7 protein-coding genes and 1 tRNA gene are annotated in these 13,581 nt (G+C 70.7%); 5 read left to right on the forward strand and 3 right to left on the reverse strand.

What is annotated here, in order from left to right:
- Positions 1–51 precede the first annotated feature (51 nt).
- Positions 52–128, forward strand: a tRNA-Met gene (locus tag MKK65_RS27185).
- Between the two features lie 67 nt (positions 129–195).
- Here MKK65_RS27185 and MKK65_RS27190 read toward each other — a convergent pair.
- The 3 genes from MKK65_RS27190 to MKK65_RS27200 form a co-directional block, all read right to left on the reverse strand.
- A complete protein-coding gene (locus MKK65_RS27190) occupies positions 196–2,247 on the reverse strand; it encodes a PAS domain-containing hybrid sensor histidine kinase/response regulator (RefSeq protein ID WP_201025795.1) in 2,052 nt (683 codons plus the stop codon).
- Positions 2,247–3,767 (reverse strand): ATPase domain-containing protein, encoded by a 1,521-nt coding sequence (locus MKK65_RS27195; RefSeq protein ID WP_243961246.1) that lies wholly within the window; start codon positions 3,765–3,767, stop codon positions 2,247–2,249. The genes MKK65_RS27190 and MKK65_RS27195 overlap by 1 nt, the downstream gene beginning before the upstream one ends.
- 121 nt (positions 3,768–3,888) lie before the next feature.
- Positions 3,889–6,312, reverse strand: coding sequence for a PAS domain S-box protein (locus MKK65_RS27200; RefSeq protein WP_243961284.1), 2,424 nt, complete (start codon positions 6,310–6,312; stop codon positions 3,889–3,891).
- A 413-nt stretch (positions 6,313–6,725) separates the two neighbouring features.
- On the opposite strand from MKK65_RS27200, the gene MKK65_RS27205 reads away from it, so the two are divergent.
- From MKK65_RS27205 to MKK65_RS27220, 4 genes are all read left to right on the forward strand, one after another.
- Positions 6,726–7,454 (forward strand): lysophospholipid acyltransferase family protein, encoded by a 729-nt coding sequence (locus MKK65_RS27205; protein WP_243961247.1) that lies wholly within the window; start codon positions 6,726–6,728, stop codon positions 7,452–7,454.
- 422 nt (positions 7,455–7,876) lie between these two features.
- Positions 7,877–10,420 (forward strand): hypothetical protein, encoded by a 2,544-nt coding sequence (locus tag MKK65_RS27210; protein WP_243961248.1) that lies wholly within the window; start codon positions 7,877–7,879, stop codon positions 10,418–10,420.
- Positions 10,421–10,491: 71 nt separating this feature from the next.
- Entirely contained in the window at positions 10,492–12,216 is a 1,725-nt protein-coding gene (locus tag MKK65_RS27215; protein WP_243961249.1) for a type I secretion system permease/ATPase, read from the forward strand.
- Positions 12,213–13,529, forward strand: coding sequence for an HlyD family type I secretion periplasmic adaptor subunit (locus MKK65_RS27220; protein ID WP_243961250.1), 1,317 nt, complete (start codon positions 12,213–12,215; stop codon positions 13,527–13,529). The genes MKK65_RS27215 and MKK65_RS27220 overlap by 4 nt, the downstream gene beginning before the upstream one ends.
- Positions 13,530–13,581: the final 52 nt, after the last annotated feature.

Raw genomic sequence — 13,581 nt, forward strand, 5'->3', positions numbered from 1 at the left:
GCCCGCCCGACACAGGCGGACAGCCAGACCGGATCAGCCGCACAACCTTGGCGCGGGGTGGAGCAGCCCGGTAGCTCGTCAGGCTCATAACCTGAAGGTCACAGGTTCAAATCCTGTCCCCGCAACCAAACTCACCGACACGACGACACAACCAAGCCGGTCCGCTCACGCGGACCGGCTTTTTGCGTTCGGGGCTCAGCGCCCCTCGCCCCCGAGCACAAGGCGCAGGGACCGGGCGAGCTCGTCGCGGCGATAGGGCTTGTTCAGAACCGGCAATTCGCCGTGGCCGATGACCTGCCCCTCGTCGAGATTGGCGACGTAGCCGGAGGTGAGCAGAACCTTGATCCCGGGGCGCACCCGTTGGGCTTCGACGGCGAGTTGGGACCCGTTCATGCCACCCGGCATGACCACGTCCGAGAACAGGATGTCGATCCGCTCCACGTCGCGCAGGTGCGCCAGCGCCTCGGCGGCGTTGCGGGCGATGATGACCCGATAGCGCAGCTCCTCCAGGCTCTCCACCGCCATCCCGAGCACCTGCTCGTCGTCCTCGACCAGCAGCACGGTCTCGCCCTCGCCGGCGCGACGCAGGGGGATGGCACGCAGCACGCCGGTCCCGGTCTCCTCGTCGGCCGGGTCGGTGGAGCGCGGGAAGTAGAGGTTCACGGTGGTGCCGGTCCCGACCTCGGAGGCGATCTCGACGAAGCCGTTGGCGCTGCGGGTGAAGCCGTAGACTTGGCTGAGGCCGAGCCCCGTGCCCTTGCCGACTTCCTTGGTGGTGAAGAACGGCTCGAACACCCGCTGGAGCTTGTCGGGCGCGATGCCGTTGCCGGTGTCGGCCACCGAGACCAGCACGTAGGGCCCGGGCGCCACGCCCTTCTCAGCCACCGCACCTGTCCCGAGATGGGCGTTGCGGCTCGTCACGGCGATCCGGGTGTGACCGGTGCGGCCTTCCATGGCGTCGCGGGCATTCACGATCAGGTTCAGCACCGCGGCCTCGAACTGCGCCGGATCGATGCGGATCGGATCGAGAGCGGGATCGAGATCGAAGGCCAGCTCGACCGCACCGCCTGCAGCGCGCTCCGCGAGCGGCCGGAAATCGAGGAGCAGGCGATTGGGGTTGAGCGTCTGCGGCCGCAGCATCTGGCGGCGTGAGAAGGCGAGGAGCTGCTGGGTCAGCTGCTCGCCGCGCCGGGCCGCGCCCATGGCGGCTTCCGCGAGCCGCTTCACCCGGTCGACCTGCTCGGGCCGCCGGAGCACCATGTCGAGGCCGCCGACGATGACGGTGAGCAGGTTGTTGAAGTCGTGGGCGACGCCGCCGGTGAGCTGGCCGATCGCCTCCATCTTCTGGGCCTGGCGCAACGCCTCCTCGGTGACGTGCTGGTCGGTGCGGTCCATCAGGATACCGGCGATCCGGGTCGCCGCGCCCGTCGCGTCGTGCTTGACCTGCCCCCGCAGGGCAACCCAGCGCACCGCTCCGTCGACCCGGCGGATGCGGCATTCGAGGTCGAGCCGGCCGGTCTCACCGACCGTCGAGAAGGCCCGGTCGACGCCCCCGCGATCCTCGTCGACGACATGGGCCAGGAAGGTCTCCCGGCTCCAGAACGACTGGGGGGCGTCGTAGCCGAAGACAGCGTCGAAACGGGGCGAGCGCCGGGACGCGCCGGTGCCATAATCAAGGTCCCAGGAGCCCATCCCGGCGGCGTCGAGCGCGAAGGCCAGGGTCTCGTGGGCGGTCTCGACCTCCCGGGTCCGCTCGGTCACGCGCCGCTCCAGCCCCTCGTTGGCGAGCCGGAGCTGCTCCCGGTCACGCTCGCGCTCCAGGAGACGCTCGCGCGCCTGATACTGGCGACGGCGCGCCCGCAGGGCGGCGGCCGTGGCGCTGACCAGTGTCTCGGCGTTGATCGGGCGTTCCAGCAGGACGACGTTGCCGAGCCGGGCGAGGCGCTGGGACGCCGGCGCGGAGCGGTGGCCGAGCTGGCGGGTTGCCAGCACGATGAAGGGGAAGTCCGACCACGCGGGCTGGGCGTCGAGCCAAGCGAACAGGTCGGCCAGATCGCCATCCCCGAGCGCCTCCTCGGTCACCAGGGCGGCGGCGGCCCCGGCCCGGAGAGCACCCAGCCAACCGGCGAGGTCGGAACAGATGGCGGCCTGCGCACCGGCGCGCACGAGCACCTGCTCGGCCACCGCGGCGTCGCGCCCCCGCGGCGCCAGGATCAGGATGGACTCCTCGTCCGGCGCCGCGGCCATCACCGGACGCCGCCAGCCGGCGCGTCGCCGGTCAGCATCGCCACCGAGCCGCGATAGGAGGGCAGGCCGGTGAGCACGCCCTCGAAATCCGTCAGGGCCTCGCCGACCTGGATCCCTTGCGCGGACAGCTTCATCTCGCGGATGGTGCGCTCGTGCGCGTTGACCCGGCTCTTCACCACCGACAAGGCCGTGCGGACCTCACCCCTGGCTTCGAAGAACCGGAACAGCAGGATCGCGTCGCTGAGATAGCTGAGATCGATATCGGTGCGGACCTCGCCGATCACCCCGTGCTGCCCCAGGACCAGCAGCGTCGTGACGCCTTGCTGGTTCAGGTAGCTCAGCATCTCGTGCATTTGCAGGATGAGGAACTCTTCGCCCGGCATCGCGTGCAGGTAGGCGTTCAGGCTGTCGATCACCACGAAACTGGATCCACGCTCCTCCACGGCCTGCCGGACCATGCTGGAGAACTCACCCGGGGAGAGTTCCGCCGGATCGATCTGCGTGATCGTCAGGCGCTTGGTCGCAAGATGCGGGGTCAGGTCCATGCCCAGGGTGATCGCGCGCCCGAGCAGGGTCGCGAGGCCCTCGTCGAACAGGTAGTAGGTCGCGGTCTCGCCGCGCTCCAGGGCCGCCAGCATGCAGCGGATGGCGGTGGTCGTCTTGCCGACCCCGGACGGGCCCAGCAGCAAGGTGTTGGTGCCGGGCACCAACCCGCCGCCGAGCAGCAGGTCGAGCGCGCCCGTCCCGGTGGAGCGCACCTTGGCGTCGAAGGGCGTATGATGCTCAGCGGCGATCAGGCGCGGGAAAACCCGGATGCCCCCGGTCTCGAGGGAAAAATCGTGGTCGCCGCCCCGGTACTTGATGCCGCGCATCTTGATGATGCGCAGCCGGCGCCGCTCGGATCCGAATTCGCGCAGCGTCTGCTCCAGCGAGACCACCCCGTGGGCGATGCTGTGCAGCTGCAGGTCGCCGGTCTCCGACGTGCGGTCGTCGAGCATCAGCACGGTGCAGGCCCGCCGGGCGAAGAACTGCTTGAGGGCCAGAATCTGGCGCCGGTAACGCAGCGGATTCTGGGCCAGCAGGCGCAGCTCCGAGAGCGAATCGAACACGACCCGCTCGGGCTTCAGCGCCTCGACCCGGGCGATGACCTCCCGGACGGTCTCACCGAGTTCGATCTCGGACGGGTGGAGGATCGATTGCTCGCTGTCGGGATCGAGCCCCATCTCGTTGACGAGTTCATAGACCTCGATGCCGTCCAGCGACCACCCATGGGTCGCCGCCGAGGCGCGCAGTTCCTGGCCGGTCTCGGACAGCGTGACGTACAGCGTCGCCTCGCCGCGCGCCGCGCCCTCGCGCAGGAACTGGAGCGCCAGAGTGGTCTTGCCGGTACCGGGGGTCCCCTCCAGCAGGTAGAGGCGGCTCGGCGTCAGGCCGCCGCAGAGGATGTCGTCCAAGCCGGGAACGCCGGTCGAGATCCGCGGCGCCGAGCTGGTCGGGAACGCCGTGTCGGTATCGGTCATCGGCTGGCTCAATGCTCCCCCGCTATCACACGCTCTATCGGTGCGGCGCGCACGGTAGCGGCCGCACCAGACCTTGTCAGCGCCGGCAGCGACGCAGCCGTCGCGCCCGCCGCCGAGGCCCTCACGCCTCGATCATGTCCCGGATGCGGGTGGCCAGCGTCTCGATCACGAAGGGCTTCGTGAGGACCTGCATGCCGTCATCCAGGTAGCCGTTGCCCACGGCGGCATTCTCGGCATAGCCGGTGATGAACAACACCTTCAGCCCCGGACGGGTTTCGCGGGCGGCATCCGCCACCTGTCGGCCGTTCATCCCGCCCGGCAGGCCGACATCCGTGATCAGCAGATCGATGCGCGCATCCGATTGCAGGACCTTCAGCCCGGACGGCCCGTCCGCGGCCTCGATCGCCCGATAGCCGAGATCCTCCAGGATCTCGGTCACCAGCATGCGCACCGAGGGCTCGTCGTCGATGACGAGGACCGTCTCGCCCTGCTCGGCCCGCGGCGGCGCGGCGAGGTCCGGCATCTCCGAAACCGCGGAGATGTCACCGTGGAAGCGCGGCAGGTAGAGGCAGACGGTGGTTCCCTGTCCGACCTCGGAATAGATCCGCACCTGCCCGCCGGATTGCCGGGCAAAGCCGTAGATCATCGACAGGCCGAGGCCGGTGCCCTGGCCGATGGGCTTGGTGGTGAAGAACGGGTCGAAGGCCTTGGCGATCACCTCCGGGGGCATGCCGGTCCCGGTATCGGTCACGCACAGAGACAGGTACTGGCCGTGCGGCAGGTCGCGCTCCCGGGCGGCGCGGTCGTCAAGCCAGCGGTTGGCGGTCTCGATGGTGATCCGCCCGCCCTCCGGCATGGCGTCGCGGGCATTGATGCAGAGGTTCAGGAGCCCGTTCTCGAGCTGGCCCGGATCGACCAGGGCAGGCCACAGGCCTGCCGAGCCCACCACCTCGATATGGATCGACGGGCCGACAGTCCGGCGGACCAGCTCCTCCATGCCGTGGACCAGGGCGTTCACGTCGGTGGGCTTGGGGTCGAGGGTCTGGCGGCGCGAGAAGGCGAGCAGGCGGTGGGTCAGCGCCGCCGCCCGCTTGGCCGCGCCCTGGGCGGCGGTCATGTAGCGGTCGAGGTCGGTCATCCGGCCCTGGCTCATGCGCGTCTGCAGCAGCTCCAGGCTGCCCGAGATGCCGGTGAGCAGGTTGTTGAAGTCGTGGGCGATGCCGCCGGTCAGTTGTCCGACCGCCTCCATCTTCTGCGATTGCCGCAGGGCCTCCTCGACCTTCGCACGCTGGGCGGCCTCCTCTTCGACGCGCTGCTCCAGGGTGGCGTTGAACGCCTCCAGCGCGGCCTTGGCGCGGAGTTCCGCCTCGATGTTGCGGGCCTCGATGACCGTCCCGATCGCCGCGCCGCGCTCGTTCCGGATCGGGCTCGCGGTGAAGCCGACCGGATAGAATGAGCCGTCCTTGTGGACGAAGACCTCCTCGCCCTGCTCGCGCTCGTTCTCCGGGAAGGCCTGGTCGATCGGGCATTCGCAGAGCGGGTAGGGCGATCCGTCCGGCCGCGTGTGGTGGACCACGTCGTGCAGGGCGCGGCCCTCGGTCTCCTCCAGGGCGAAGCCGGTGAGCATCTCGGCGGCGCGGTTCATGTAGCTGCAGTGCTGGCGCTCATCCATCAGGAAGATCGCCTGCGAGGTGTTGTTGAGGATGGCATCGAGCCGGCGCGTGGTCTCGACCAGGCGCTCCTCGGCGGCCTTGCGGTCGTGGATGTCGGTGACCGAGCCGATATAGCCGCAAAAGACGCCATCCTCGCCGATACGGGGCTGGGCCGCGTCGATGAACCAGCGATAACGCCCATCCGCACCGCGCAGGCGGTACTCGACCCGGAACTCGCCGTGCCGGGCGTTGGCGGCCAGGAACGCCTGGCCCGAGGCGGCCCGGTCGTCCGGGTGGACCGCGTCGAGCCAGCCCAGGCCCAGGCTCTCCGCCTCGGCCTGGCCGGTATACTCGTACCAGCGCCGGTTGAGGTAGGTGCAGGCCCCGTCGGCCCCGGTCACCCACATCATGACCGGGGCATGGTCGGCCATGTTGCGGAACCGCGCCTCGCTCTCGCGCAAAGCTGTCTCGACCCGCATCCGGGCGGTCGTCTCCGTGCACGTGCAGAACAGGCCGGCCACCGCGCCGGCCTCGTCCCGGAGCGGCGCGTAGGAGAAGGTGAACCAGGTCTCTTCCGCATATCCATGGCGGTTCATGACCAGGGGCAGGTTCTCGACCCAGGTCGCTTCGCCGGCCAGCGTCGCCTCGACGAACGGCGCGATGTCGGACCAGATCTCCGTCCAGACCTGCCGCAAGGGCGCGCCCATCGCGGTCGGGTGCTTGCCACCCAGGAGGCCGGTATAGGCGTCGTTGTAGAGGAAGCTCAGCTCGGGCCCTGCGGCTACGAACATCGGGAAGCCGGAGCCCTGCATCAGACTGACGGCGGCGCGCAGCCAGTGGGGCCAGCCTTGGGGCGAGCCGAGGGTCGAGGACGACCAGTCGACAGCGCGCATGACGGCGCCCGTCGCCCCACCGCCCGCGATGGAATCCAACCCGTTCGTCCGCTCGTCCGACAGAGCGCCCCCGTCACCCGCACGCTCCGTCACCCTGGCCAATCCGGTCTCCTTCGCGTCCCACCCGCTCACCGAACCCTTCGATAACGCAATGCAGCGGCGGCCGTTCTCGGATTCGGCGCGATCGTCGGTGCGATCGGTTGCCGAGCACGGTCTCTATCGCGCCAGCGGAGGGGTACGCCAAATCCCGGGCTGATGCATCGGGAGCGGATCGGTCGATCTCCGTGCGCGTTGACGGTCGGAAAAAGATGGCTCCTGAGGCTTTCGCAGCCGCCTGAATTGCCGTGCACCCCGATCCGTGAGGCGCTATGGCGGTGGTCTGCCCCGCCCCGGGCTCGACGTGAGGCCCGACCTTGGCGCACACCCGTTCCCTCCTGTTCGTCGCATACTGGACCATCTGGACGGCCCTGTTCGTCGCACCGCTGGCGGTCCTGGCCCTGGCTGGGGCGCCGGCGCGGCCAGTCCGGACAGCGGCGCGGCTCTGGGCGCGGGGGGTCCTGGCGGGCCTGCACCGGATCGTCGGGCTGCGCTACGTCGAGGAGGGGCGCGAGCACCTTCCGGCCGAGCCCTGCCTGCTCGTGGCCAACCACCAATCGACCTGGGAGACCCTGGCCTTCCTGGTGCTGGTTCCCGACGTGGCCATCGTGGCCAAGCGCGAATTGCTGGCGATCCCGGTGGTGGGCTGGTTCCTGCGGCGCTCGCCGATGATCGTGATCGATCGCACCAACGGTACCCAGGCCCTGCGGGCGATCATCGAGGGCAGCCAGGCGGCCGTCGCGGCGGGCCGCTCGGTGCTGATCTTTCCGGAGGGGACCCGGGGCCGGGCCGGCGATCCGCTGCAGTTCAAGCGCGGCGTGGAGCTGCTCTACGGCCGGCTGCGCCTGCCGGTGGTGCCGGTGGCGGTGAATTCGGGGCTGTTCTGGCCCCGCGGTGCGGCCACGCGGGCCGGCACCATCGTGGTCAGCTACCTCGCCGCCCTCGCCCCCGGCCTTCCGGCGGCAGAATTCCTCCGCGGCACCGAGGGCGCGATCGACCGCGAGCTCGACCGCTGGCGCCCGGCGGACGCGCAGGGACGGCGTTAAAGCATCATCCGGAACCGCAATCCCGGAGCTGCTCGTCGCGGGGCCCGCAGCACGCAGGCCATCCACTGCGCGTGAACAGGCGCGGGATCCGCCCGCGCGGAGCCGAGCGGCTGCGCGAGGTCGACTTCACCCCCCAGGCACACGACGCATTCGGATGCGCGAACCGCCTCAAGAGCCAGCGGGAACGCGGATCTGCCGCCGGACAAAGTTCAGACCCCTGTTCCCGCCAAATCTGTACTTGATTAATAGCAATATTATCGATCACAGGATCGCCGCCCCTCGCAACGCTGATCTTGACTAAGATCGGTGCTTTGAAACGTCAGCGATCCACTCAATATCGCCCGCCTCAGTATTCCCTACCGACGTCGCGCATTGCAACTCACGGTTGTATCGCGGGTTGCCTGGTGAACCCGGAGGTGTTCATGTCACTATCTCCCGCCGCAATCCTCAGCCCCGCCTCGCGCTCGCTCGCATGGCTCGTCGGCCCCGACGCGCTCCTGTCCTCGACCGCCCTCTCCACCGGCCAGCTCGCGAGCCTCGGCCCGATCGCCTCGCTCATCGAGGGTGCCGTCGATGTCGGGTCCGCCGACGCGAACGGATCGGTGCTTCCCGACGCGGTCGGCACCACGGCGAACCAGATCGTGCTCAACACCCACGCGCAGCTGGAAGGACTCGGCCATGAGGTCGCGCCGCTGAACGGACCGCTGCACGGCCTGACCAATCTCGGCGAGACCGTGGGCCTCGGCCATATCGGCGAGACCGGCAACCTGATCATCGACCTGACGAGCGTCGCCGCCAACCCGGCCGGTTCCGCAGCCATCCCGGCCCTGCTCGGCGATGCCGGCGCCGTCAGCGTGGCCGCCGAGACCTTGCTGGACTCGGTCACGGCCGTGCCGGCGAGCGGCAACGGCCTCGTCGGAGCCGGCGGGATCCTCAGCCCGGCGACCAGCGTCCTCAACCAGGCTGTCCTCGACGTGCACACCACGTTGGAGGATGTCGGCCACCAGATCCCGGTGCTCAACGGACCGGTCCACGCGGTCACGGGGCTCGGCGAGACGGTCGGCCTCGGTCATATCGGCGAGGCCGGCAACCTGCTGACCGACACCCTGGCGCTCCCCGGATCGCTCCTGACCGGCGGCGGGCTCTCCGCGGCGAGCCCCGTCCTGACCGATCTCGGCCACGTCCTCGCCTCCGCCGATACCCTGGTCGGCTCCCTCACCGGCGTCGCCAATGCCGGCGGCCTGGTGTCCTCGGACGGGCTGCTGGCCCCGGTCACCAACCTCGCGAACACGGCGGTCCTCGACATCCATGCAACTCTGGAGAATGTCGGGCACGCGATCCCGCTCCTGAACGACGCGCTCCACGGCCTGACCAATCTCGGCGAGACCCTCGGCCTCGGCCACCTGGGTGAGGGCGGCAACCTCCTGACCGACGTGGCTTCGCTCCCGGCCGAGCTCCTGGGCGGACACGGCCTCGGGGCCCTGTCGCCGATCCTCGGCGATGTCGGCGCGGTGACCCAGGCCACCGGCGGCCTGCTCGGGGGCGTCACCGGCATCGTCGGCGGTCTCGGCAGCGGAGCCGGCACCCCGGCCGGCGGTCTGCTTGCTCCCGTCACCTCCGCGGTGGACGGTCTGCTCGGCGGCCATGACGGTGGTGCCGGGACGCCCCTCGACGGCCTGCTCGGCGGCCTCACCGGCGGCGGCGGCGGTACTTCGGCCGGCGGACTGTTGACCCCGGTCACATCCACGGTGGACGGCCTGCTCGGCGGCCATGGCGGCGGAGCCGGGACACCCCTCAACGGCCTGCTCGGCGGCGGCGGCGGTACTTCGGCCAGCGGACTGCTGTCTCCGGTCACCTCCGCGGTGGACAGCCTGCTCGGCGGTCATGGCACGACGCCCTTGGACGGCTTGCTCGGCGGTGTCACCGGCGGCCTCGGCGACGGTGCGGGAGCGCCGGGCGGCAACCTGCTCGCTCCGGTCACGTCCGCGGTGGATGGCCTCCTCGGCAGCCATGCTGGCGGCGGTTCCGCATCGCCCCTCGATGGCCTGCTCGAGGGCCTCACCGGCGGGCAATCGGTCGGAACCGGAACGCTGCTCGGGACGAACGCGCCGCTGCAGCCTGTCGCGGCCGTCTCCAACGGCGTGATCGACGGTGTCCACGCGACGCTGGAGCAGGTCGGCCACGACGTGCCGGTCCTGAACGACTCGGTCCACGCCGTGATTAACCTCGGAAACACCATCGGCCTCGGCGAGCTCGGCGAGTCGAGCAACCTCGTGACCGACGCGGTCAACCTGCCGGGCGCAGTGCTAAGCGGTGGTGCGGCCCCCGCGGCCGGGCAAGTGGCGAGCGATGTCGGGCATGTCGCGGAGGCGGCTGGCGGCGTGCTGGGGTCGGTGACCGGTGCCCTCTCGGGTGCCGCCACCGGCGGCCAGGGCAGTGACGGTCTGCTGGACGGCGTGCTCGGAACCGTGACCTCGGTCCTGGGCGGTTCCGGGTCTGGTGCGGGCAACCCGGTCGGCGGCCTGCTGGGCGGCCTGACCGGCGGGGCCTCGGATCACGGCGGCACCGGCACCCATCCGCTGATCGATGTGGCCGCGGGCCCGACCACCACGACGCCCCTAGCCAACGCCGCCGTGCTCACCCCCGCGGCGGATCCGTCCCACCTCGTCCAGGCGAGCGCGATCGCGGTGGGCGCCGACCAGCCGAGTCTCGCCACCGCGAACCTGCTCTCCGGTGACAGCATCCTGCTGCCGCAGAGCACCGGCGGAGGCGCGGATTCCCTCGTCGGGCACCTCCTGAGCCCGGCCTCGGCGACATCGGCCGGGGCGGGCGAGGCCGGGGCCTCCCATGACGCGAGCCTCGATCTGGGGATCACCACGATCGACCTCGGCGGCCATGCCGATGTCCATCATACCGACCCGACCCCGCACACCGCCACGAGCGGCCTGCACCTGCTCGGCCTCTGACGGCCAAGCCCCCCGCCGCCCACGCGGCGGGGGTTTTTTTTGCCGCACCGAGTCTCCAGGGGGATGGTCCTGTGACCGACGAACGCGTGTTGCGTGTTGCGAAGCGCCGGGAATTCTGGGCCGCCGTCCGGGCCGGGCGCGCATCCCTGATCACCGTGATGATCGTCAGCGGCCTGATCAACCTACTGATGCTGACCGCCCCGATCTTCATGCTCCAGGTCTACGACCGGGTGCTGCCGAGCCGCAGCATCGCTACCCTGGTCGGGCTCGCCGGCATCGCCCTGATGCTGTTCGTGATCCAGAGCGTGTTCGAGGTGTTCCGCGCCCGGATCCTGTCGCGGTTCGGTCGCCTCGTGGACGAGCGCCTCGGCCCGCGGATCTTCCGCACCCTGCTGGAGCGCGGCTCCGAGACGCCCCGCGGCGACGACGGCCCCCAGGCCCTGCGCGACCTCGACACCGTCCGGGGCTTCGTGTCGAGCCTGGCGCTCACCGCCTTCTTCGACCTGCCTTGGGTTCCGCTCTACATCGCGGTCTGCTTCCTGTTCCATCCCTGGCTCGGGGCGGCGATCGCGGCCGGCGCCCTGTTCCTGTGCGTGCTGACAGTCCTGACCGACTGGGCCTCCGCCGAGACCACCCGGGAGACCGTGCGGGTCGCCGGCGAGCGCCGGTCCTTCACCGACATGGCGCACCGGACGGCGCCGCTGCTCTGCGCGCTGGGGATGCGGTCGCGGGTGGCCGATCTCTGGCAGGTGCGGACCCGCCGGAACCTCGACGTCGCGACCTCCAGCAACGATCTCGCCATCGGCTTCGGCGCGGTGGCGCGCCTGCTGCGCACGGTGCTGCAATCCGGGATCCTGGGGCTCGGCGCCTACCTGGTGGTGCGCGAGGAGGCCACCGCCGGGGTGATGCTGGCGGCCACGATCCTGTCGGCCCGGGCGCTCGCGCCGGTGGACCTCGCCATCGCCAACTGGAAGTCGTTCTCGGCCGCCCGGCAGGCCTGGAGCCGGCTCGTGGCGTTCCTGCCCCGGCGGGAGCCGGAGACCCTGACGCCACTGCCGGCGCCCCGGGAGAGCGTGCGCGTGACCGCCCTGTCGATCGCCGCCCCCGGGACCGACAGCCTGATCCTGCACGACGTCAACGTCGCCCTCGCCCCCGGCAGCGCGCTCGGGGTGATCGGCGCCAGCGGCTCGGGCAAGTCCACCTTCGCCCGCGCGCTCGTCGGCTTGGCCCGGCCGGTCCGCGGGGTGATCCGCCTCGACAGCGCGGCGATCGACCAGTGGGATCCCGACGCCCTCGGGCGCGCCGTCGGCTACCTGCCGCAGGACATCGAGATGTTCGACGGCACCATCGCGGAGAACATCACCCGGTTCGACCCGGCGCCGGACCCGGAGGCCCTGCAAGCGGCCGCCAAGGCGGCGGGCGTCCACGAGGTCGTGCTGAGGCTTCCGGGCGGCTACGACGCCCGGGTCGGCGCCGGCGGGCTCGGCCTGTCGGGGGGCCAGCGCCAGCGGATCGCGCTGGCGCGGGCGCTCTACGGCGACCCGTTCCTGGTGGTGCTCGATGAGCCGAACTCCAACCTCGACGTCGACGGCGACCGCGCCCTGTCGGCCGCCGTGCAGGGCGTGCGCGCCCGGGGCGGCATCGTGGTGGTGATCGCCCACCGGCCGAGCGCGCTCGCTTCGGTCGACCGCATCCTGGTTCTCGGCGAGGGCCGCGTGCGGCTGCACGGGCCCCGCGACGAAGTCCTGGCGCAACTGGGCGCCCTGACCCGACAGACACCCACGAGGGTCGCATGACGCGCGCGCAGGTTCCGACCGACCCGACCCGCGAGACCCGGCGCTCACTGCGGCGGCACGTCGTCGGCGTCGCCGCCGTGATCGTGCTGGCCACCGGGACCGGCGCCTGGACGGCCGCCACGGAACTGTCCGGGGCGATCATCGCCACGGGCTCCCTGGTGGTCGAGAGCAACATCAAGAAGGTCCAGCACCCCACCGGCGGCGTGGTCGCCGAACTGCCGATCCAGGAGGGCGCCCGCGTCCAGGCCGGCGACCTTCTGGTCCGCCTCGACGCCACCACCACCCGGGCCACCTACGACAGCGTCACCAAGAGCCTGTGGGAGATCGCCGCCCGCAACGCCCGGCTGGAGGCCGAGCGCGACGGCCGCGACGAGCCCGTCTTCCCGGCCGATCTCGCCGGGGCGGGACCCGACGTCGCCCGGATCGTCGACGGCGAGCGCAAGCTGTTCCGCTTCCGCCGCGACGCGCTCCAGGGCCAGAAGGCGCAGCTGCGCGAGCGGATCGGCCAGCTGCGCGAGGAGATCAAGGGCTTGGTCGAGCAGGCCGCGGCCAAGGAGCAGGAGACCACGATCATCGGGCGGGAATACGAGGGCGTCGAGGACCTCTGGAAGAAGAACCTGATCCAGCTGACCCGGCTCACCAGCCTCCAGCGCGACATGTCCCGCCTCAAGGGCGAGCGTGGGGTCCTGGTGGCCAACATCGCCCAGACCAAGGGCAAGGTCTCGGAGACCGAGCTGCAGATCATCCAGCTCGAGCAGAACCTGCGCAGCGACGTCGCCAAGGAACTGGCCGAGAACCGCGCCAAGGCCGCGACCCTGACCGAGCAGCGGATCGCCGCCTTCGACCAGCTCCAGCGCATCGAGATCCGCGCGCCGCAGACCGGCTACGTGCACGAACTCGCGGTCCATACCCGCGGCGGCGTGATCTCCCCGGGCGAGCCGATCATGCTGATCGTGCCGACCGCCGATTCCCTGGTGGCCGAGGTCCGGGTCGCCCCCCAGGACATCGACCGGCTGCAGACCGGCCAGGCCGCGGGCCTGCGTTTTCCGAGCTTCGACCAGCGGACGACGCCGGAGCTCAATGGCCGGGTCACCCGGATCGCGGCGGATGTCAGCGAGGATAAGCGGACCGGCAGCTTCTACTACCTCGTGCGCCTGGGCGTGACCAAGGATGAGCTGAACCGGCTCGACGGCGCCAAGCTGATGCCCGGCATGCCGGTGGAGGCCTTCATCCGGACCGCCGACCGGACGGTCCTGTCGTACCTCACCAAGCCCCTGGTCGATCAGGCGCGCCGGGCCTTTCGCGAGAAATAGGCCCGCCCCGCCGGCAGGAATTTTGCAACTCTTGATTGCATACATGACGTGA

This window comes from Methylobacterium sp. J-001 (assembly GCF_022829565.1).
GTDB lineage: Bacteria > Pseudomonadota > Alphaproteobacteria > Rhizobiales > Beijerinckiaceae > Methylobacterium.